Origin of the sequence: Pseudomonas zeae (genome assembly GCF_014268485.2) — a bacterium.
GTDB classification, from domain to species: Bacteria; Pseudomonadota; Gammaproteobacteria; order Pseudomonadales; family Pseudomonadaceae; genus Aquipseudomonas; species Aquipseudomonas neuropathica.
The window spans coordinates 5962868-5981375 of the sequence record NZ_CP077090.1; the positions used below are offsets into that span (position 1 = coordinate 5962868).

The 18508-nt window shown below is 51.9% G+C and carries 13 protein-coding genes and 2 pseudogenes; 13 read left to right on the forward strand and 2 right to left on the reverse strand.

Going from position 1 to position 18508, the window contains the following annotated elements; all coding sequences use genetic code 11:
- Positions 1-7: 7 nt before the first annotated feature.
- From HU754_RS26265 to HU754_RS26325, 13 genes and pseudogenes are all read left to right on the forward strand, one after another.
- The gene (locus HU754_RS26265) at positions 8-2836 is read left to right on the forward strand and encodes an Ig-like domain-containing protein (protein WP_217827592.1); all 2829 of its coding nucleotides are present in this window, start codon (positions 8-10) and stop codon (positions 2834-2836) included.
- Positions 2837-2953: 117 nt separating this feature from the next.
- The gene (locus tag HU754_RS26270) at positions 2954-3466 is read left to right on the forward strand and encodes a DUF2846 domain-containing protein (RefSeq protein ID WP_186621890.1); all 513 of its coding nucleotides are present in this window, start codon (positions 2954-2956) and stop codon (positions 3464-3466) included.
- Positions 3467-3913: 447 nt separating this feature from the next.
- Entirely contained in the window at positions 3914-6112 is a 2199-nt protein-coding gene (locus tag HU754_RS26275) for a type I secretion system permease/ATPase (protein WP_225919946.1), read from the forward strand.
- 56 nt (positions 6113-6168) lie between these two features.
- Positions 6169-7422 carry an HlyD family type I secretion periplasmic adaptor subunit gene (locus HU754_RS26280; RefSeq protein ID WP_186621880.1) on the forward strand — a complete coding sequence of 418 codons (1254 nt, stop codon included), beginning with the start codon at positions 6169-6171 and terminating at the stop codon, positions 7420-7422.
- A 6-nt stretch (positions 7423-7428) separates the two neighbouring features.
- Entirely contained in the window at positions 7429-7647 is a 219-nt protein-coding gene (locus HU754_RS26285; RefSeq protein WP_186621878.1) for a hypothetical protein, read from the forward strand.
- An 870-nt stretch (positions 7648-8517) separates the two neighbouring features.
- The gene (locus HU754_RS26290) at positions 8518-10083 is read left to right on the forward strand and encodes a TolC family protein (protein ID WP_202894551.1); all 1566 of its coding nucleotides are present in this window, start codon (positions 8518-8520) and stop codon (positions 10081-10083) included.
- Positions 10084-10242: 159 nt separating this feature from the next.
- The gene (locus HU754_RS26295; protein ID WP_186621876.1) at positions 10243-10890 is read left to right on the forward strand and encodes a response regulator; all 648 of its coding nucleotides are present in this window, start codon (positions 10243-10245) and stop codon (positions 10888-10890) included.
- A 207-nt stretch (positions 10891-11097) separates the two neighbouring features.
- The gene (locus HU754_RS26300; RefSeq protein ID WP_186621874.1) at positions 11098-12057 is read left to right on the forward strand and encodes an EAL domain-containing protein; all 960 of its coding nucleotides are present in this window, start codon (positions 11098-11100) and stop codon (positions 12055-12057) included.
- A gap of 700 nt (positions 12058-12757) precedes the next feature.
- Positions 12758-13513, forward strand: coding sequence for a carbonic anhydrase (locus HU754_RS26305; protein ID WP_186621873.1), 756 nt, complete (start codon positions 12758-12760; stop codon positions 13511-13513).
- A gap of 337 nt (positions 13514-13850) precedes the next feature.
- Positions 13851-13973, forward strand: a pseudogene (locus HU754_RS29560) (ATP-binding protein); the annotation flags it as partial.
- Positions 13974-14417: 444 nt separating this feature from the next.
- The gene (locus tag HU754_RS26315) at positions 14418-14693 is read left to right on the forward strand and encodes a hypothetical protein (protein WP_186621871.1); all 276 of its coding nucleotides are present in this window, start codon (positions 14418-14420) and stop codon (positions 14691-14693) included.
- 196 nt (positions 14694-14889) lie between these two features.
- A complete protein-coding gene (locus HU754_RS26320; RefSeq protein ID WP_186621869.1) occupies positions 14890-15243 on the forward strand; it encodes a hypothetical protein in 354 nt (117 codons plus the stop codon).
- Between the two features lie 464 nt (positions 15244-15707).
- Positions 15708-15866 (forward strand): annotated as a pseudogene (locus HU754_RS26325) (IS5/IS1182 family transposase); the annotation flags it as partial.
- 213 nt (positions 15867-16079) lie between these two features.
- On the opposite strand, the gene HU754_RS26330 reads toward HU754_RS26325, so the two are convergent.
- Together HU754_RS26330 and HU754_RS26335 are read right to left on the reverse strand one after the other, a co-directional pair.
- Positions 16080-16565: a GMC oxidoreductase gene (locus HU754_RS26330; RefSeq protein WP_225919947.1), complete on the reverse strand. Its 486-nt coding sequence runs from the start codon at positions 16563-16565 to the stop codon at positions 16080-16082.
- 472 nt (positions 16566-17037) lie between these two features.
- Positions 17038-18498: an NAD-dependent succinate-semialdehyde dehydrogenase gene (locus HU754_RS26335; protein WP_186621867.1), complete on the reverse strand. Its 1461-nt coding sequence runs from the start codon at positions 18496-18498 to the stop codon at positions 17038-17040.
- Between the last annotated feature and the right edge of the window lie 10 nt (positions 18499-18508).

Consider the following 18508-nt stretch of genomic DNA (forward strand, 5'->3'; position numbering starts at 1 on the left):
CCAGAAGTTGGGTGAAACCCGTGCTGACGCCAATGGCAACTGGTCTTTCACACCTGCCACATCACTGATCGAAGGTGAACACAGCTTCACCGTGCAAGCCACCGACATCGCTGGCAATGCCTCCGACCTGTCCGAGGCTTGGGATGTCGTGATCGATACCACCGCGCCTGAGCAACCAGGTATTGACGGCCAAGGTCCAGGCATCAGTGGCATCATCGATGATCAGGGCGCTGTCCAGGGCCCGATTGAGAACGGCGGCGTCACCGACGACACCACTCCGACCATCAATGGCACCGGCGAACCGGGCGACACCATCATCGTTCTCGACAAGGGCGAGAAGATCGGTGAAACCACCGTCGACGAAGACGGCAACTGGAAGTTCACACCAGAAACCGAGCTCGGCGATGGCGACCACGAAATCACCGTGGTAATTCAAGATCCTGCGGGCAATCAGTCCAATCCGTCCGATCCATGGGAATTCACCGTCGACACCCAGGCGCCTGACGCACCGAGCATCGGCAGCGTCTACGACAACGCGGGTGTGAGAACAGGCGAACTCGCTTCCGGCGACATCACCGACGACACCACCCCGACCTTCAGTGGCCAAGCCGAGGCTGGTTCGACAGTGGCCATCTATGACAATAGCCAGAAGCTCGGGGAAATCCGTGCCGACGCCAACGGCAAATGGTCTTTCACTCCTGCAACGCCTCTGCCTGAAGGCGAGCACAGCTTCACCGCGCAAGCCACAGACACCGCCGGCAATGCATCCGATCTGTCCGAGGCCTGGGATGTCGTGATCGACACCACAGCGCCTGAGCAACCAGGTACTGAGGGCCAGGGTCCTGGCATTAGCAGCATCACCGATGACCAGGGCAGCATTCAGGGTCCGATCAAGAAAGGCGTTGTCACCGACGACACCACTCCGACCATCAATGGCACCGGCGAACCGGGCGACACCATCATCGTTCTCGACAAGGGCGAGAACATCGGTGAAACCACCGTCGACGAAGACGGCAACTGGAAGCTCACACCAGAAACCGAGCTCGGCGATGGCGATCACGAAATCACCGTGGTGATTCAAGATCCTGCGGGCAATCAGTCCAATCCGTCCGATCCATGGGAGCTCACCGTCGACACCCAGGCGCCTGAGGCACCGAGCATCGTCAGCGTATACGACGACGTCGGTGAAAAGACCGGTGAGCTGGAGTCCGGAGATATCACCGACGACCAGCAACCGACGCTCAATGGCAAAGCCGAAGCCGGTTCGAACGTGGTTATCTACGACAATATTCAGAAACTGGGTGAAACCCGTACTGATAGTAATGGAAACTGGTTCTTCACCCCCGTCACACCGCTGATCGCAGGTGAGCACAGCTTCACCGTAAACGCCATCGATGTGGCTGGTAATGTCTCAGCATCGTCGGATGCCTGGGCGATCGTAGTCAACGACGGGCGTGTTCAGCAGCCTGTTATTGAAGTCGTAAATGACGATGTGGGTCAACTGACGGGTGCATTGAATTCCGGCGACGTAACTGACGATGAACGTCCAGAAATTTCGGGCAGCAGTGAATCGGGTGCCACCGTGGTCATTTATGACCGTGGTGTCGAGATCGGCCGTGTTCAAGCCGACGATCAAGGCAAGTGGACCTTCACGCCAGAAACAGCACTGGCTGACGGCGAATATAGCTTTACCGCTGTCGCAGTCAACGCTGCCGGCAATAGCAGTGATGCTTCGGAACCGTTCGACCTGATCGTCTACACCGGCAACGGTCCGACTCAGATTGCTCGCCTCGGCTACATGGGCAAGGACTCAGGCCAGGATGGTCACGACTACATCACCGACAACGGTAGCTTTGGTCGACTGATGCAGGGTGAATTGAGTGCCAAGCTATTGGCCGGTCAAAGCCTGCAGATATCCACGGATGGTGGCCTGAACTGGTTCAACGCGATCGTGGACGGAACCAACTGGGCCGCTCAAGACGTGAATGCTCATGCGGCGAACTGGAGTATCCAGACCCGTGTCGTGGACGATTCGAACAACGCCGGTTACGTGATGACACAAGTCGTAACCCTGGACACCATCCTGCCACGTACGCCGACCTCAATTCTGTTGAGCGGCAATCAGTTGCAAATTGGTTTCAATCCGGCCGCGGTGATGGTAGGTGATCGCATTGCAATCATCGCAGACGGTGGTGCGCACCGCTTCGAGCATATCCTGACGCAGGATGACGTCGCCGCAGGTGTCGTGAATGTGGATGTGGGTTCGATCAGCAGTGCCAGCGCCGCGCTGGTGGATTATGCCGGCAACCTGTCCGGTTTTGCTAACACCAGCACCGGACCAAGCGTGAACTCGCTGTTAATCGGGGACGTCTCCGAGGTCTACGGACAAGCCCGCGACAATATCTTCACCATCAATGATGTCAGCGTGCTGGATCAGATCAAGGTGATCGAAGGCAACGCCGGCGTGGACACTCTCAAGCTGACCGGTGCGAATCAGGTACTGGACCTGTCGGCATGGCAGGGTCGCCTGAGCTCGGTAGAAGTCATCGACATCACCGGCTCGGGTAACAACACCGTCAAAGTATCGCTAGGCGATGTGCTGGACACTGGGCACCTCGGCGCCTTCATCAACGACGACAGCGTGCAACTAGCGGTCAAGGGAAATGTCGGCGACGTCGTTCAGCTAAGTGATCTATTGCCTAACGGCATGGACGTTGGCGATTGGGAAAACCTCGGAGTCGTGATCGCCGCCGGGGTCACCTACGACGTTTACCACAACACAGGCATGGAAGCAGAAGTCCTGGTGCAACAGGGCGTGACGGTACAAATCGTTTAACTAATATGAAGGGGGGTGCCGAGTGCTCCCCTTTTTTAGCTTATCTCAACCATCCCTTATGTCTAATGACAGGGCTCAAAATCAAATTTCAGGAATTACCTGAGGAGTTTTTCAACTATGCAACTCATTAAACGAGCTACCTTGCTTCCGCTTGTGCTTTCCTTTTTTTTCGCTCCAATTGCCTTGGGACTGAATGAAGCGCCGAGCAAAACCTCAGATCTGCTATTTCAAAGCTATCAACCGTCTTCAGCGGCGGCCAAAACCCAGGCAAAGGTCATCTACTACCGCGAAAAAAACGGAAAGGAAAAGGAGCCCGCAGCGAATGTTTACGTTGATGGCCACTTCCATACCACGTTGATGCCTGGCAGCTATACCGTGTTCTGCATATCTCCGGGTCAGCACGTCTTGGGCGCCTATGAACACGATGCTCCGCTGTATGTAGGAAAGTCCAAAGAGAGCCATCACATGCTGCTTGAAGCGGGAAAAACCTACTTTGTGAAGAATCCAGTTGATGCTTCTGGAGTACCAGTGGAGATCAAACGCGCAGAAGCTGAATTGAGCTTGAAAAAGCTCAACAAGCAACAGCGTTTTGTTTCGCGCGCTCCGATCCAGTCATGCATCACTCAGTAACCCAGCAAGAAGCTAACCGTGGGATCAAGAAAATCGTGTTCACATAAGCTTGGTACCCATAAAAAAGACTTCTGTAATACCCAACACTTCCTACCTGAACGAGAGTGAATGGACTCACTCTCGTATTGCTTCAAGTATCCGCCAGCCCACCCCGGGCCAGACTAATACAGTCAGCCCCCCCACTCTCGTACCCGTCTTAATATTTGTCGCGCTTATTCGAACCGGCCTGACAGACCTCAAGGCAGCCGAACATTAAAGTTCTTCCCCATCGAAAGGGGTGAAGCAATGTTCTTCTCCACGCGTGCTTTCCCCCCGAGACCCAAGCAAATCGCGGCCTGTTATTTTTCAGGACGTCGATCGCTCTGGCGAAACCCAGAGCCAGTCACAACCCTGAGGAAAGTAGTGATGCCATCGGCAAGCCAAGAACTGAATCAAGAAGCGTCGTTAATGCTTCCACCCTCCAGTCGGATCATCGACACACTGCTCCAGTGCACGCTGTGGATGTGTGAGCGTCAAGGTGCTCCGCGCACTGCCGAAAGTCTGTGCTCAGGCCTTCCAAAAGGGATTTTGCTGACGCCATCGCAGGCGAAGATCGCCATGGAAAACGTTGGTCTGACGGTGGGCATTGTCCGTCGTCGTGCCCACGAGTTTTCCTCGCACCTGATGCCAATCATCCTGCTGCGCAAGGACCAGGGCGCGGCCATCCTGTTCGGATCTCGTCGTGACGAAGCAGGGAAAATCCTCTTTCAAGTCATGTTGCCTGAGATGGGTGCCGACACCCGCGTGGAGATCGATCAACAGGAACTGTCGACCTGGTATTCGGAACACGCCATTCTGGTCAAGCCTAACGCCCGGATCGATACCCGCGCCGGTGAAGAAACGCCACGCTCTGCCGGTCATTGGCTGTTCAGTACCCTGTGGAGCTATCGTCGTTACTACCGTAGCGCGGCCTTGGCGGCCGTGATCGTGAACCTACTGGCCTTGGCCAGCATTTTTTTCACGATGAACGTCTACGACCGAGTCGTTCCCAACCAGGCCTACGTGACCCTCTGGTCGCTAGCCATTGGCGTAGTCATCGCCATGGGTTTCGAAGCGACTACCCGTTACCTGAGAGCGCACCTGCTGGATGTGGCGGCAAAGAAAGTCGACCTGGTCGTGGGCTCCCGATTGTTCCGACAGGCACTGGCTGTGCGCATGGAGCATAAACCTGCCTCCGCCGGCGCGTTCGCCAACCAGGTACGTGAATTCGAATCGGTTCGAGACTTCTTCACCTCGGCAACCCTTGCCGCGTTGTCCGACCTGCCTTTCGTTCTGTTGTTCGTGGGCGTGATCTTTATGATCGGTGGCCCGCTGGGCTGGGTTTCGTTGTTGATGGTGCCCTGCATCGTTCTGATCAGCGTCGCCATCCAGTGGCCGCTGGCCCGGACCATGCGTGAAAATCTGCGTGAGTCCTCGCTCAAGCAAGGCGTTCTGCTGGAGTCTGTAGAAGGCATGGAAACCCTCAAGGCCGTCGGTGGTGAAGGCTACATGACGCGCCGCTGGGAAGCGTTCAGTGCTGCCGCTGCGAGCACTTCGATGAAGTCGCGTCAGCTCAGCAGTACGGCGATGAATCTGGTGGCCTTCCTGCAACAAATCCAGACCGTCGTGCTGGTGGTTATCGGTGTCTATTTGATTGGCAACGGTGATCTGTCCCAAGGCGCGTTGATCGGTACCGTCATGCTCGCAGGCCGAGCCACCGCCCCGTTGACTCAGGTCGCAGGCCTGGCCGTGCGTTACCAGCAAGCCAAGGCAGCACTGGCCGGTTTGAATCGTTTGATGGGCATGCCGGTGGATCGCGATGCCGACAAACACTACCTTCCGCAGCCGCCACTGAACGGCAAGCTGGAACTTTCGGGGATCAACTTCGCCTATCCATCGCCCCCGGACAAGCCGAACCCGCCAGCGCTGGAAAACATCAACGTGTCCATCCGACCAGGTGAGCGCGTGGCCATTCTGGGCAAGATCGGCAGCGGTAAATCGACACTTCTGCGTTTGATTGCTCGCCTCTATCAGCCAACTGCCGGACAGATGCTGATCGGTGGTCTGGATGTTGCGCAGGTTGATCCAGCGGACTGGCGCAATGCTGTGGGTTACGTCGGCCAGGACGCGCGTCTGTTTTACGGCACCTTGCGGGAAAACGTGATGATTGGTCGCCCGGACGCCTCTGCAGACGAATTGCTGCGTGTACTTCAACTGACAGGCCTGGATCGTATTGCCCAGAAACACCCAATGGGCATCAACCTGCCAATCGGCGAAATGGGTGAAGGGTTGTCCGGAGGACAGCGTCAACTGGTCTCCCTGGCCCGCAGCCTGATCGCTCGACCACAGACGTTGCTGCTGGACGAACCGACCAGCGCCATGGATACACAGACCGAAGCCGTCTTCATGTCGCATCTGACCCGCGCCACTGAAGGCCAAACCCTGATTCTGGTCACGCATCGCACGACCTTGCTCAACATTGTGGACCGCATATTGGTGGTCGACGAGGGACGCATCGTCGCTGACGGTCCGAAGAACGAAATCATTGCGGCGCTGACAGCAACCGGCGAGCGTGAAACGAAGAACAAGCCGGCACCCGCACAGCAAGCCCGCAGGGCCGAAGCTTAATCCCAGATCCAATCAGGCGGACTATGCTAATACCATGCTCCGCCGAGGAAATTGAAATGTTTAATGCATTGAAGCGCCGCTTCCAGCGCTCGACTCCGGCTGCACCGTTGAAAGCAGGCGATGCCGCTTTTATGAGTGATCTGCGTGAATCACTACTCACTCAATCCACGCCAGGATCACGTGTGGTGATGTACGTGATTGGCGCAATCTTGATAGCAGGCGCTACTTGGGCTCACTTCGCCCGCGTTGAAGAGATTACTCAAGGTGAAGGCAAGATTATTTCCAAAAGCCGCGAGCAAGTGATTGAAAGCCTGGAGGGCGGAATCATTGATGAACTGTTGGTGCGTGAAGGCGACATCGTTGAGAAAGGCCAGCCGCTGATCAAAATCAACCCGACCCGCGCCCAGTCCACTTATCAAGAGCTGTATGCCAAATACATGGGTATGAAGGCAATGATCGCCCGATTGCGAGCCGAAGCCTACCAAGTGCCCCTTGAATTTCCCGACGACGTTAAAGGCGAGCCTTTGATGATCGAACAGGAAACTCAAGCCTTTCGCGCACGCAAAAAGGCGTTAGAGGACAGCGTGAATGCTCTGCAGAATAGCCACGCGTTGATCATGAAAGAAATGGCGCTTGCTCAGCCATTGGCCGCGCGAGGACTGCTGTCTGACGTAGAAATCCTGCGCATGCAGCGCCAGGCTAACGACTTAAAAGTTCAGATGGTTGAGCGTCGCAACCGCTATCAGGGAGAAGCGAACTCTGAATTGGTAAAAGTCGAGCTTGAGATTGCTCAAGTCGCAGAGAATCTGGTCGGACGCAAGGATGTACTGGAACGTACGACTATTAACGCGCCGGTATACGGCACCGTGAAGAACGTTCGCATAAGCACGATTGGTGGCGTGGTTCAGCCCGGTGAAGACATTATGGAAATCGTACCGTTGGAGGACCAATTGATTGTCGAAGGACAGATCAAGCCACAAGACGTTGCCTTCTTACACCCAGGATTACCAGCGACCGTAAAGATTTCTGCATATGACTACGGTATTTATGGAGGCCTAAAAGGAACGGTCGTACACATCAGTCCAGACACACTGCAGGACGAAAAAAAGCTCGCAGCAGGGCGTCCAGACGCCATTTATTACCGGGTTCAAATACTCACAGATACCAGTTGGCTTGAGGCGTCTGGGAAGCGTTTGCCGATAATTCCGGGCATGACCGCCACTGTAGAGATTCGGACCGGTGAAAAAACAATTCTGGACTACCTGCTGAAACCCATTTTCAAAGCGAAAGAAGCCTTCCGCGAGAGATAACTCATCATGCCGGATGATGGGTTGGACGTTGGTGCCTTCATCAACGACGACAGCGTACAGTTGGCGATGAAGCGGAATGCCGCCAATTTGGTTCAATTGAGCGATCTGTTGCCAAAAGGGATGGACGTTAGCTATTGGGTAAATCTCGACGAAGTGATAGCCGCCGGTATCACCTTTTACGTCCACCACCAAACCGCCGTGGAAGCAGAAATCTGCGTGCAATAGGGCGTTATGCTACAAATCTTTTAAATGTGCTGAGGGACTCGTCATGGGCTCCCTTTTCATCTTATTTCAAGCATTCCTTACCCGAAATAACAGGGCGCGATATCAAGCCTCAAGACTGACTGAAGATTTTTTCAGCGATTAAATTCATTAAAAGAGCCTCCCTTCTTTCTTCCAGCAGAGCTTTAAAAGCTCCTCCAGCAAAAGCGGCTTGTATCGCTCACTCCGATCCCGTCATGCGTCAGTCAATAACTCAGCAAGAACCTGATCGTGGACCCGGGCAAGTCGTCTGCACACACGCCTGAAGCCTAATAAATGGATTTTTAACAGCGAACACCATACGCCTGAACCGAGTCAATGGGCCCACTCTCGTACTGCTTCGAGTCTCCACCAGCCCCTCCCGGGCCAGGCAAATACAGCCAGCCCCCCACTCTCGTACCCGTCCCAATATCTGTCGCACTTATTCGAACCGGCCTGACAGACCTCAAGGCAGCCGAACATTAAAGTTCTTCCCCGTTGGAAGGGGTGAAGTGATGTTTTTTCTCCACTTGTACTTTTCCTCGAACCCAAACAAACCGCGACCTGTAATTTTCAGTATGTCGAGCGCTCTGTCCGACCCCAGAGCCAGCCACAAACAAACTCTGAGGAAAGTAGTGATGTCATCGGCAAGCCAAGAACAGCTTAAAAAAGCGTCTTTAACGCTTCCTTCCATCCGGGTGCGAGCTGGTTTCGGTCCGCAGGCAAGCGTTTGCCGATTCTCTCGGGCATGACCGCAACTGTAGAGATTCGCAAGGGTGAAAAGAAAATTCTGGACTACCTGCTGAAATCAATTTTTTCAAGGCAAAAGAAGCCTTCCGCGAGAGATAAGTCATCATGCAAACAGTAAACAACTTGCGTGCTCAGAAAGAGTTTCGAAAAGCACCCGCACATCTGATTGCCCTGGCCGTTATCAACACCTTGTTTTTTTTCTCGGGAACCGGGCACGCTCAAACTCAGCAGAACAAAATCGTTTCCTCACAGCAGGCAATCAATGTAGACCGCGAGCAGAGACTACCAGCGGTAACCTCGCAGCGTAACCCAGCACCTGCGCCACCTGCAGTAGTTGGCGACAAAACGAGAACCGCCAACAGTGCGGATCACAATCGCAACTCCGTGCAGTTTTCCGAGTGGATGAAAGACAACCCAGCGGCAACGCGCACCGCCAGCAAGGATCAAGTATCAGAGGCTGAGATTCGCAGAACTCTCTCTGCCGCTATGCAGCAGGCAGTAGGCCGCAGTCCGATGTTGCGTCAATCTCAGGCAGAAGTCGCTGCATCTGATGCTGATGTTCGCGAAGCCAAAGGTGAGCGCTGGCCGCAAATCGATTTGGGCGCCAATAATCGCCCGACCTCACTGGGAGGTGGTAACTCCAATAACCTGAACTCCCAGGCGATCAACTTGAACATGACAACTAATGTGTTTGACTGGGGACGCACACGCAACACTATCGATAGCCGAAAAGAACTAAGCACTGCTGCGGGACAAAAATATTTCGCCAGTCTCGAGACTCTCGCACAGGATGTGTCGATCACCATCGTAGAGCGGGAAAAAGCTCGCCGGATCAGCACTATCAGCCAGCAATATGTGGAGCGGATGAGCACGCTAGTAGGCATGTTGCAGCAAATCGTCCAAGTTGATCGTGGGCGCGCCAGCGAGCTCACTCAAGCCAAAGCGAGACTGATGGAAGCGCAGGCAAGCCTGGATGCCTCTCAAGCCAAGGAGCGAGACGTAGAAATCAAACTGCGCAAGCTTATCGGTGATGCGGAGGTTCAGATGCCTGATAACAGCAATTGGGCACTCTCGGCAGGAGACTTAGACAAGTTGCTGGCGGCTGCACGCAATCACCCATCTCTTCTTCAGGCAGAAGCCGAGGCAAATGCCTCAGAGCGTCATGCAGAATCACTGCGCGCGGGAGAAAAGCCGCAGTTGAACTGGGTCGTTTCCAAGTCCACGGCTCGAGACGAACTGGGCCGTGAACAAGGCTGGCAAACAATGATGACCGTCAACTGGCCATTGTTCCGAGGAGGCTCGGCCCGCGCAGCGCGCGAAGCTGCTTCCTTGCGAGCGGAAGCGGGGCGCGAGAAAAAAGATCAGCAAGCATTGGATTTCGAGTTCGCTACTCGCGCAGCTGAGCAGGACGCGAAAACCTCGCTGAGCCGTGCAGATCTCTATCGTGACCTCACCAGCGAAACAGACAGTGTGCGCAAAGCTTTTTTTGAACAGTGGTATCACCTCGGTCGACGAACCTTGCTGGATGTGTTGATTGCTGAGAGTGATCACAACAACAATCGAGTCAATGAGGTGGCAAATCGATTCGATGGCTACAAGTCAGTGCTGGAAGCCTATGGATCAGCCGGCCAATTAACCAACTGGTTGCAGGGAAAAAACGCGGACAACTGATCAAAATCACTGCCCCTTATAAAGCATGTGATTTTAGTACTAGTTATGCGATAAAACGGCAAATTACTGACAAAAACAAATTAATTTTTATCGCAAGCAGCCATATATTTACACCCAAACAGCTGCGAACGACTATTTGATACTTATTCGGAGCACATCATGCAGATTAATATAATTATCGCTGACGACCACCCTACGCTTATAACTGGAATTGCTCACGAGCTTTCTTCAGTTAGAACCTTAAATATTGTCGGCACCGCTAAGAACTCAACAGAAATCATCGAATTACTGTTTAACTTACACTGCGATATTTTAATAACAGACTATGCCATGCCAGGAGGCTCTGCGGGAGATGGAATGGCGATGTTATCTTTTTTACGCAGGCGTTATCCAGACATAAAAATTATTGTATTCACCAGCATGGAAAATCCGGCAATAGTTTCTGAAATATTCAAACTTGGCGTTGGGTCTGTATTGAACAAGACGGATGATATAGGTCACCTGATATCGGCAGTTCATGCCGTTTATGCGGGAGCGACTTACGCATCACCGCAATTTAAATCTGCTATGAGCGAAACTAGCAAAAATTTAAGCACCAACACAACCAAGAGTACGTTAACACGACGCGAGACCGAAGTGATACGACTTTATGTATCAGGGCTTTCTGTTAACGATATTGCAAATCAACTGAAGCGAACCAAGCAGACCGTGAGTTCACAAAAAACGAGCGCAATGCGAAAACTTGGTCTTACTCGCGACGCTGATTTATTCCGCTTCGCCTTTGAGACAGAACAAATCATAACGTAAAGAATGAGAATAAAATGCAAAATTCGAAGGAACGATCCGTGTCAAGAATCCTGCTGAAATTTACACAATTGGATATTCGAGATCAAAGCAAGTTTATTTCATGCATGAACGAATTCCTTCTGGCCTCTCATAAGACGCGCAAGGGTTTTGTGGAGCAATGGGAGTCAGAATGTTCATCACAGCAGCCCACACCAAATGAGAATAATCATGCGAACCACAGAAATTAATGCTACTGAGTCTTGCGCGCCCGAAGAAAACACATCGTTGGAATTTATCAAGACTGCCTTGAAGGTTGCTCTCTCAACTCACGATGGCTTAAGGGTTGCGATTCAACCCCAATATAATCTGATTACAGGACAGATCGTGGCGGCCGAGGCTTTAATACGCTGGCAGCATCCTTTAAAAGGAAATATTTCGCCTGAAAAATTAATTCCTGCATTGAATGACCCAAAACTAGAGTTATCGCTTTTCGACTTTGTTCTAAACAAGGTTTTTGAAGCTCTATGCACTTTAAAACTTATGAGTATCGAATGTCCTATATCCATCAATGCATCCGCATTTTTAATGTCCGACACTAAGATTACGGAGAGCCTGATTAAACGCATGAGTCGAGCGGGCCTCCCCGCTCGCCTGCTAAATATCGAGATCACTGAGGACAAGGAAACTTCAGACTTAAAATCACTTTCAAAAAACCTGTCAATTCTACGAGAACACGGCTTCACAATTAGTATCGATGACTTCGGAACCGGCCACTCGACACTCCAACGACTTATTTCACTTCCCTTTTCGGAACTCAAGATTGATAGAACTTTCGTTAGTCGTATGCTGGAGTGTGCAGGCGCTCGGGCAATTATTTCCGCCTCCCTAGAGCTGGGCAGGAAGCTAGGTCTAAGAGTCGTTGCGGAAGGCATAGAAAGTGGAGAGCAAGTCGGCTTGCTGCAGAGCATGGGGTGTTGGTGTGGCCAAGGCTTCGCCCTAAGTCGTCCTTTGGAAGTTAAAGACTTCATCACCAAGCTTTTTAGAAATCTAGAGAGCATAGTCGGGGCCGACAATATACTGCTCAAGAACTTCGGAACGCGGAAGCTTAAGTTTAATTTTTCTCAGGAAAACTGCTTTCACAGCGTGCTACGTCAAAATGCTTTGTCGAAAATTCTAGTGCAGACTTAATATCTGCATCAATCTTCGGATCGAAACCGGCCGTGGCAATATGTGCAGACTTAAATGAAAACTCGCAGCCCACTGATGCATCGTCGCGTACTGAGTTTCCGTCGCTTCTGACAGCAGGATAATCTCTCGCCCACTCATGCACAATTTTTTGAGTATCGAGCAGCCATCTACGTCAAAAGTAAATCCGACATATACAAGATGAGAGAAACTGACCCCGCTTTCAAGATACAAAAGCGCCTCATTCACATTCGAACAAAGCAACAAACTAAAAACCCCAAACTGATTAAGCAATTTAGAGTACTCAATAAGACTACTAGGATGATCGCAAATAATCAAAACCTTGCCTTGGAACTCCCGCATAGCTTGCAACCCTTCAAATATTCTTTGATGCGCGATGGTACTGAGAGCTGAGAACCGAAGAAATAGTACTTGTTCAAAAACACCAAAGAGCATCAGCTCCCATAACCTGACAACCTTACCTCTCTGAAACCACAGCTTTTAAACGATCAGACATTGCCTTTTCGAGATCTTATTTCACCGTTTGAAGAAACCTTGCTGCGAATTTTTTAGTTCCAGTCCCATTCTAAAAAATTAGCAAAAATAGCATAGAGTTCCACACGGCCTGTCGCACACTCATCAATGTGAAGCTAAGGCATGGCGTCATTCTCATTCTCATTTATGGCATACTGCGGAACACGACATGAAACTTTTTACACGTTGTTTTTTAGTACTCGTACCTTTATATCTTCCTTTAGCCCACGTCAACGCTGTCGAAACGCCCTGGACTTATCAGGGCAATCACGATTCAAAACACTGGGGCGAGTTCGGAAGTGCCCTTTGTACCGGTGGCGCTCAACAGTCTCCTATTGATGTCGAGTTGAAGCAGGTGCAGCTTCACAAAATTATGACCTCCGATTTGATTATTAACTACAAGACATCTCCAGTGAATTTACAGAATAACGGACACACCATTCAAATCAGTGTAAATGACGGTGGATCGTTAAGTTTTCAAGATCATGAATACAAACTCGCTCAATACCACTTCCACACTCCGAGCGAGCATCAGATCAATCACTTGTCTTTTCCAATGGAATTGCACTTGGTTCATCAGAATACTAACGGTCGGCTTCTAGTTCTGGGAGTCATGGTCAAAGAAGGTAAAAAAAATACAGAGCTTGCTTTGCTGTGGAACCACCTGCCGGGAAAAATTGGTAAAGAGGCAATGGTTAGCGCGAAGCTGGCTCCAGTTCTCAACAGGTTAATTCCGGTGCCCAGTCATCATTTTTATTACAAAGGGTCTTTGACTACCCCCCCATGTACAGAAGGTGTTCAATGGATTCTATTTGAACAGCCTATTGAAATGTCAAAGTCTCAAATTCAAAAATTCCTTGAACTGTTTCCGGACAACCACCGCCCACTTCAGCAGCTCAATTACCGTGAAGTTGATGAGGACTGAATTCCCCACAATAGCTTTGAGGTGTAATTAAATTAAAGGGGTGTAGTGTTTCGCGCCCCATCATATTCAAAAAACGAGGTGCTTTTTTTAGGACACATCATTGTATCGACAGTCCCGCATAAAAAATTCAGCCCAGTACAGTCGCGACTATCGTTAACAGTCATAACCAGCACTATTCCCGTGGAATCTCTGGTGCTCAGTCGGTACTGCAACATTTGCTTATCCATGAATTCTGGCTGGCCAATTCCAAGGTTCTAAGGTTCTAAGGTTCTAAGGTTCTAAGGCCACTGATCCACATTACGTGCTGCCGTTCCGTACGGATCCCCGCCGAGTCTAAGACCTGTCCAGCTTGGAGTTCACAGAGACCGCGCAGAATGTCCTGTTCATCGGCGGGCCAATAACCGGCAAAACACATATGGCCATCGCCCTGGCCGTGTACGGAATCACGCCCCGTAAAAAAGCTTTTCCAGGGCACCACCCTGATTTATATCAATCAGGCGCTTGCTACGGCGCTGCTTATTTTTACCCCGATTCATCGGGGCTCAATCGTTCAGTTTGTGGGACAGGCGTATTTCACCCAACTTTAAAGTTATTTCAGAGTGAAAAATAGAAGCCTTCTTGATCCTGAAATGATGCGAGTTCACGAATCGATCTTCTGCGGCTGACCATATCTGTGCGCGAACTCGCAACCAACTTCACCATGAAAATTTAGCAATTATTTTTTTTAGAAAAAATTTTTATACCCAGCATAACTTTCAGACAAGTCCTAGATCATCAACATTCAGAAACGACTTAAAATTATCGGCAAAGGCTCTTATATAAAAGCCGCGTCCACAATTTCAAAACGCATAAAGGGCCGCCATGAATCAAATCAGTCCATGCGGTTTCAACACAAGAGATTTGGGTGCGTTACGCAATCCACGTCGCACAACAGCTGTCAGCAGCCCCATCGCCCCCTTGGATACCTATGCGTATGGATTTTTACAGAGAGAAAACAGACCAGCGGCTCAGTTTTATGCGTTTTTACCGTACTTTCGTTAAAGTACTAACAGCATTCGTCGATTACGACGGCCAACCCAATCGACGGCGCATCTTTTCTCGTGGCTTTTTAACCATTTGCCTAGTTGTTGCCGCAGTGGAAGTCATCATTTTAGTAGTTTTTTTCAGCGGCCATGCTTGAATTAGGTTGGTAGAAGCACCTCAAGCACATGACTTGGAGTTCTTTGGATACAATTGCATCATCATAGAGCAGGCAGCTTTCCGCGCAATTGCACAACTTCTTCTAGCGCTATAAAATTTGATTGGCGCTTACTTATTACAAATAGGTAGTTCCTGCAAACTAAAAAACGATTGTTTATACAAGCCTTATGATCGCCATGAAACTTAAACGCCACAAAAAAACTTTAGATGGTCACGATCTTTTAAGATTGGAAGCTTGTGATTCCAACCTATTTGTTGCGTTCTGGATAGACTCCAACAAACTATTCGCCCGCGATAGAGACGGCGTAAAATGGATGCTAGAACGAGGCACGAGCTTACGAAGTATCGAAAAAGGCGCAGACGGAATTTCGCGTATCCATACGTTAAGATTGATACGCGGCGCGGATGTTGAGTCGTGTCAATATGTTGCGGCCAAAGAAGGAAAGTCTGGTTATGGAGTAGTTCGAGTGGCCGGATATGACTACCGCGTCTCGCTTCGTTACTGGAACGTGCTTTGCAGGGAGAGCTAAGGTAACTCCAATCAGCTCGCGCTGATTGTGCTGTTAGTAAAAGACTTTCAGCGTTGTTTAGCGCAGAAAGACCCGCCCGCACAGCGTCGTCGGGCTTTCCAGCCCTGTTGTCCGCGTTACACGCGAAGCTCGGCCATACCCATCAGCTATTTCGAGCCATCCGTGGAGTTCGCGCTGGAGCAAGGACGTCTGAATCTACATCTGTGGTTCTTCGACATTGAGGCAGTTTTATCGGTGCGTTGGATGGTACGACACGGCGCTTCGTTTCACTTGCCGATTCGCCAACCACTGTCGCGATTATTGAACATAATGGCAAACCGATGTAGTGACAAAGCCTGGCGTTGAATGGGCAATAAGTGGCCAATGTTCTAAGCGTCACTCATGAAAATCGATAGCGATGGCCCTCAGATAGCCGACCCTCTCAATTCACCTAGTTGCATTAGTTTTCATTCTTTCGCCTTTATTTCCACAACCTACAGCAATGGCTGCTTGGGAACGGTCGCTTCCTGCTGCGCCAACTGGACGGAGCAAAAGCGAAAATAGCTTTGGCGATGAGCGCTTACAATCTCAAGCGAACGATTAGCTTCCTTGGAGCCCCTCAATTAATGGCGCTAATGGGCTGACAAGCTTTTTCCGACTTGTTGCCCGCACAAAAATAAACGCCCCCGAACAAGTCGGGGGTGTTTATTGAGTTGGCTTTCACTGCGTTTTCACCCAGTCTGTTTGGATGCTTTTTTCGTGTCCGGCATAAGCAAGACCCCGTTAGTAGGAAACAGCGAAGGCCTGCAACGTTGAAGATTTAACGTCAAAATCATGCGAAACCTCAAGCAAGGCCCCTAAAACAAATGTTTTAGGCATTTGCAACATGCCGTTTTATACCATAATGACAGGCGTATGTACTCGGCTGCCCAATAGGTCTGCGCGCCCATTAGCCCGGAGGGGTTGTAACCAAAGTTCTGCGGGAATGCCGATGCACCAGTAACGAACACGTTGTGCACGTCCCAGCATTGCAAGTAGCGATTGACCACGCTGCTCGCAGGATCGGTGCCCATGATCGTGCCGTCAGTGGTGTTTGTCCTTTGATAGAAACGGGTGTCGTAATGGCTGCCGGACTTCTTGGCGTTGTTCTCCACAGTTCCGCCCATAGCCTCGGAAATTTTCTGCGCCTTGCCAACGGTGAACTGGGTCATCTTAAATTCGTTTTCATGCCAGTCGAAGGCGATGCGCAGCAGTGGCTGACCAAACGCATCACGATAGGCCGGATCGAGGCTCAGGTAACGATCGCGGTAGGCCATGACCGAACCCTGTGCATTGATGTTCATCACCCGTGGCGATGGCGCCCGGCCCCATTTCATCGGTGGGGATTAATTGCTCGCAGGCCGCCTGAATGAAGGTCCATTCAGCGGTGTCGAAAAAACGTGGGGAATAATTGTGACCGTCACCGGATTTGATGGCTTTCGGCATCAGCTCTGTAGCCGCCAGCGCAGAACGAAAACCATGACTGGCCAAGATAGCAAGGGGGGATCAGCGCCAGGCCGGTCTGCAAAAGCCGGCGACTGGAATTAGAAGTATCGGACATTCAGTCGGCTCCATGATGAAACGTGTTTTATTTTTTTGGCAGACATCGCCTTTACATGCGAGACCGAAGGCTGAGAGACATCGGGGAAAACGCTAAATCCGCGATGCCTGGCGGCTTGCATTACAGCCTTCGGCAGCACCTGCAAAGGGCGTGTTTCGGGTGCCACCGGCTCAGCCAGAACACCCGATGTTGGCACGCAGGCAGATGACCGCTCCTTAGCGATTAACTCCACCCAGGCACACGTACTTGATTTCCAGGTAGTCTTCGATGCCGTACTTCGAACCTTCACGGCCTAGGCCGGACTGTTTGACGCCACCGAACGGTGCCATCTCATTGGCGATAGCGGCGGTATTGACGCCGACCATGCCGTACTCCAGCTCTTCGCTGACCCGCATCACCCGCCCGATGTCGCGGGCGTAGAAATAGCTAGCCAGGCCGAACTCGGTGTCGTTGGCCCGCTCAATGACTTCTTCCTCGGAGCTGAAGCGAAATAGCGGTGCCATCGGACCGAATGTCTCTTCCTGCGCGACCTTCATGGCGGCGGTAACACCCGCCAGCACTGTTGGCTCGAAAAAACTGCCACCCAACGCCGAACGCTGCCCCCCGGTCACCAGTCGAGCACCTTTTGCCAATGCATCGCTGATGTGTTCTTCGACCTTGCGCACGGCGGCTTCATCGATCATCGGGCCTTGGGTCACGCCCTGTTCCATGCCATTTCCCAGCACCAGTTTCTGCGCCGCCGCTGCCAGTTTTTCAGCGAACTGGTCATAGACACTGTCCTGCACGTAAATGCGGTTGGCACAGACACAGGTTTGCCCAGCATTGCGGAATTTGGAGAGCATCGCACCTTCGACGGCCTGATCCAGATCGGCATCGTCGAACACAATGAACGGCGCATTACCGCCCAGTTCCATGGAGACCTTCTTCACCGTATCAGCGCACTGACTGATCAGCAGCCGGCCAACCGGGGTCGAACCGGTGAAGCTGAATTTGCGCACCAACTCATGCCGGGTCAGCACGCTGCCGATCCGCGTAGCGCTGCCTGTGATGACGCTGAATACCCCTGCCGGAATTCCTGCCCGCTCCGCCAGCACGGCCAGCGCCAGGGCTGACAGCGGCGTCTGGCTGGCCGGACGCAGGACCATGGCGCAGCCCGCCGCCAACGCCGGCGCGACCTTGCGGGTGATCATTGCGTGAGGGAAATTCCACGGCGTGATCGCCGCAGCCACCCCGATGGGTTCCTTGGTGACCAGGATGCGCTTGTCCGCCGACGGCTGCGGTACGGTATCTCCATAGATCCGCTTGGCTTCCTCGGCAAACCACTGCACGAACGAGCTGCCGTTGGCCAATTCGCCACGGGCCTCGGCTAACGGCTTGCCCTGCTCGGCGGTGAGGATCAGCGCGAGGTCTTCGAGGTTTTCTTGCATCAGCCGGTACCAGGACTGCAGCACCTCTGAGCGCTCCTTGGCGGTCTTGCGCTTCCATTGTGTGAACGCCTTGTGCGCAGCCATGACCGCCCGTTCAGCCTCGGCCTCGCCCATCTGCGGCACCCTGGCGATCAGCTCGCCGGTGGCCGGGTTGGTGACGTCGAAAGCCGCACCGCTGTCGGCTCCGACCCATTGCCCCTCGATATAAGCCAACTGTTTGAACAGCGAAGAATCCTTGAGATTGAGCATGAGGTTCGAA

Bases quoted from the DNA above. Each gene is read 5' to 3' on its own strand.
- HU754_RS26270 (WP_186621890.1), top strand. From the start codon at position 2,954: ATGCAACTCATTAAACGAGCTACCTTGCTTCCGCTTGTGCTTTCCTTT.
- HU754_RS26275 (WP_225919946.1), top strand. From the start codon at position 3,914: ATGCTTCCACCCTCCAGTCGGATCATCGACACACTGCTCCAGTGCACG.
- HU754_RS26280 (WP_186621880.1), top strand. From the start codon at position 6,169: ATGTTTAATGCATTGAAGCGCCGCTTCCAGCGCTCGACTCCGGCTGCA.
- HU754_RS26285 (WP_186621878.1), top strand. From the start codon at position 7,429: ATGCCGGATGATGGGTTGGACGTTGGTGCCTTCATCAACGACGACAGC.
- HU754_RS26290 (WP_202894551.1), top strand. From the start codon at position 8,518: ATGCAAACAGTAAACAACTTGCGTGCTCAGAAAGAGTTTCGAAAAGCA.
- HU754_RS26295 (WP_186621876.1), top strand. From the start codon at position 10,243: ATGCAGATTAATATAATTATCGCTGACGACCACCCTACGCTTATAACT.
- HU754_RS26300 (WP_186621874.1), top strand. From the start codon at position 11,098: ATGCGAACCACAGAAATTAATGCTACTGAGTCTTGCGCGCCCGAAGAA.
- HU754_RS26305 (WP_186621873.1), top strand. From the start codon at position 12,758: ATGAAACTTTTTACACGTTGTTTTTTAGTACTCGTACCTTTATATCTT.
- HU754_RS26320 (WP_186621869.1), top strand. From the start codon at position 14,890: ATGAAACTTAAACGCCACAAAAAAACTTTAGATGGTCACGATCTTTTA.
- HU754_RS26330 (WP_225919947.1), bottom strand. From the start codon at position 16,565: ATGAACATCAATGCACAGGGTTCGGTCATGGCCTACCGCGATCGTTAC.
- HU754_RS26335 (WP_186621867.1), bottom strand. From the start codon at position 18,498: ATGCTCAATCTCAAGGATTCTTCGCTGTTCAAACAGTTGGCTTATATC.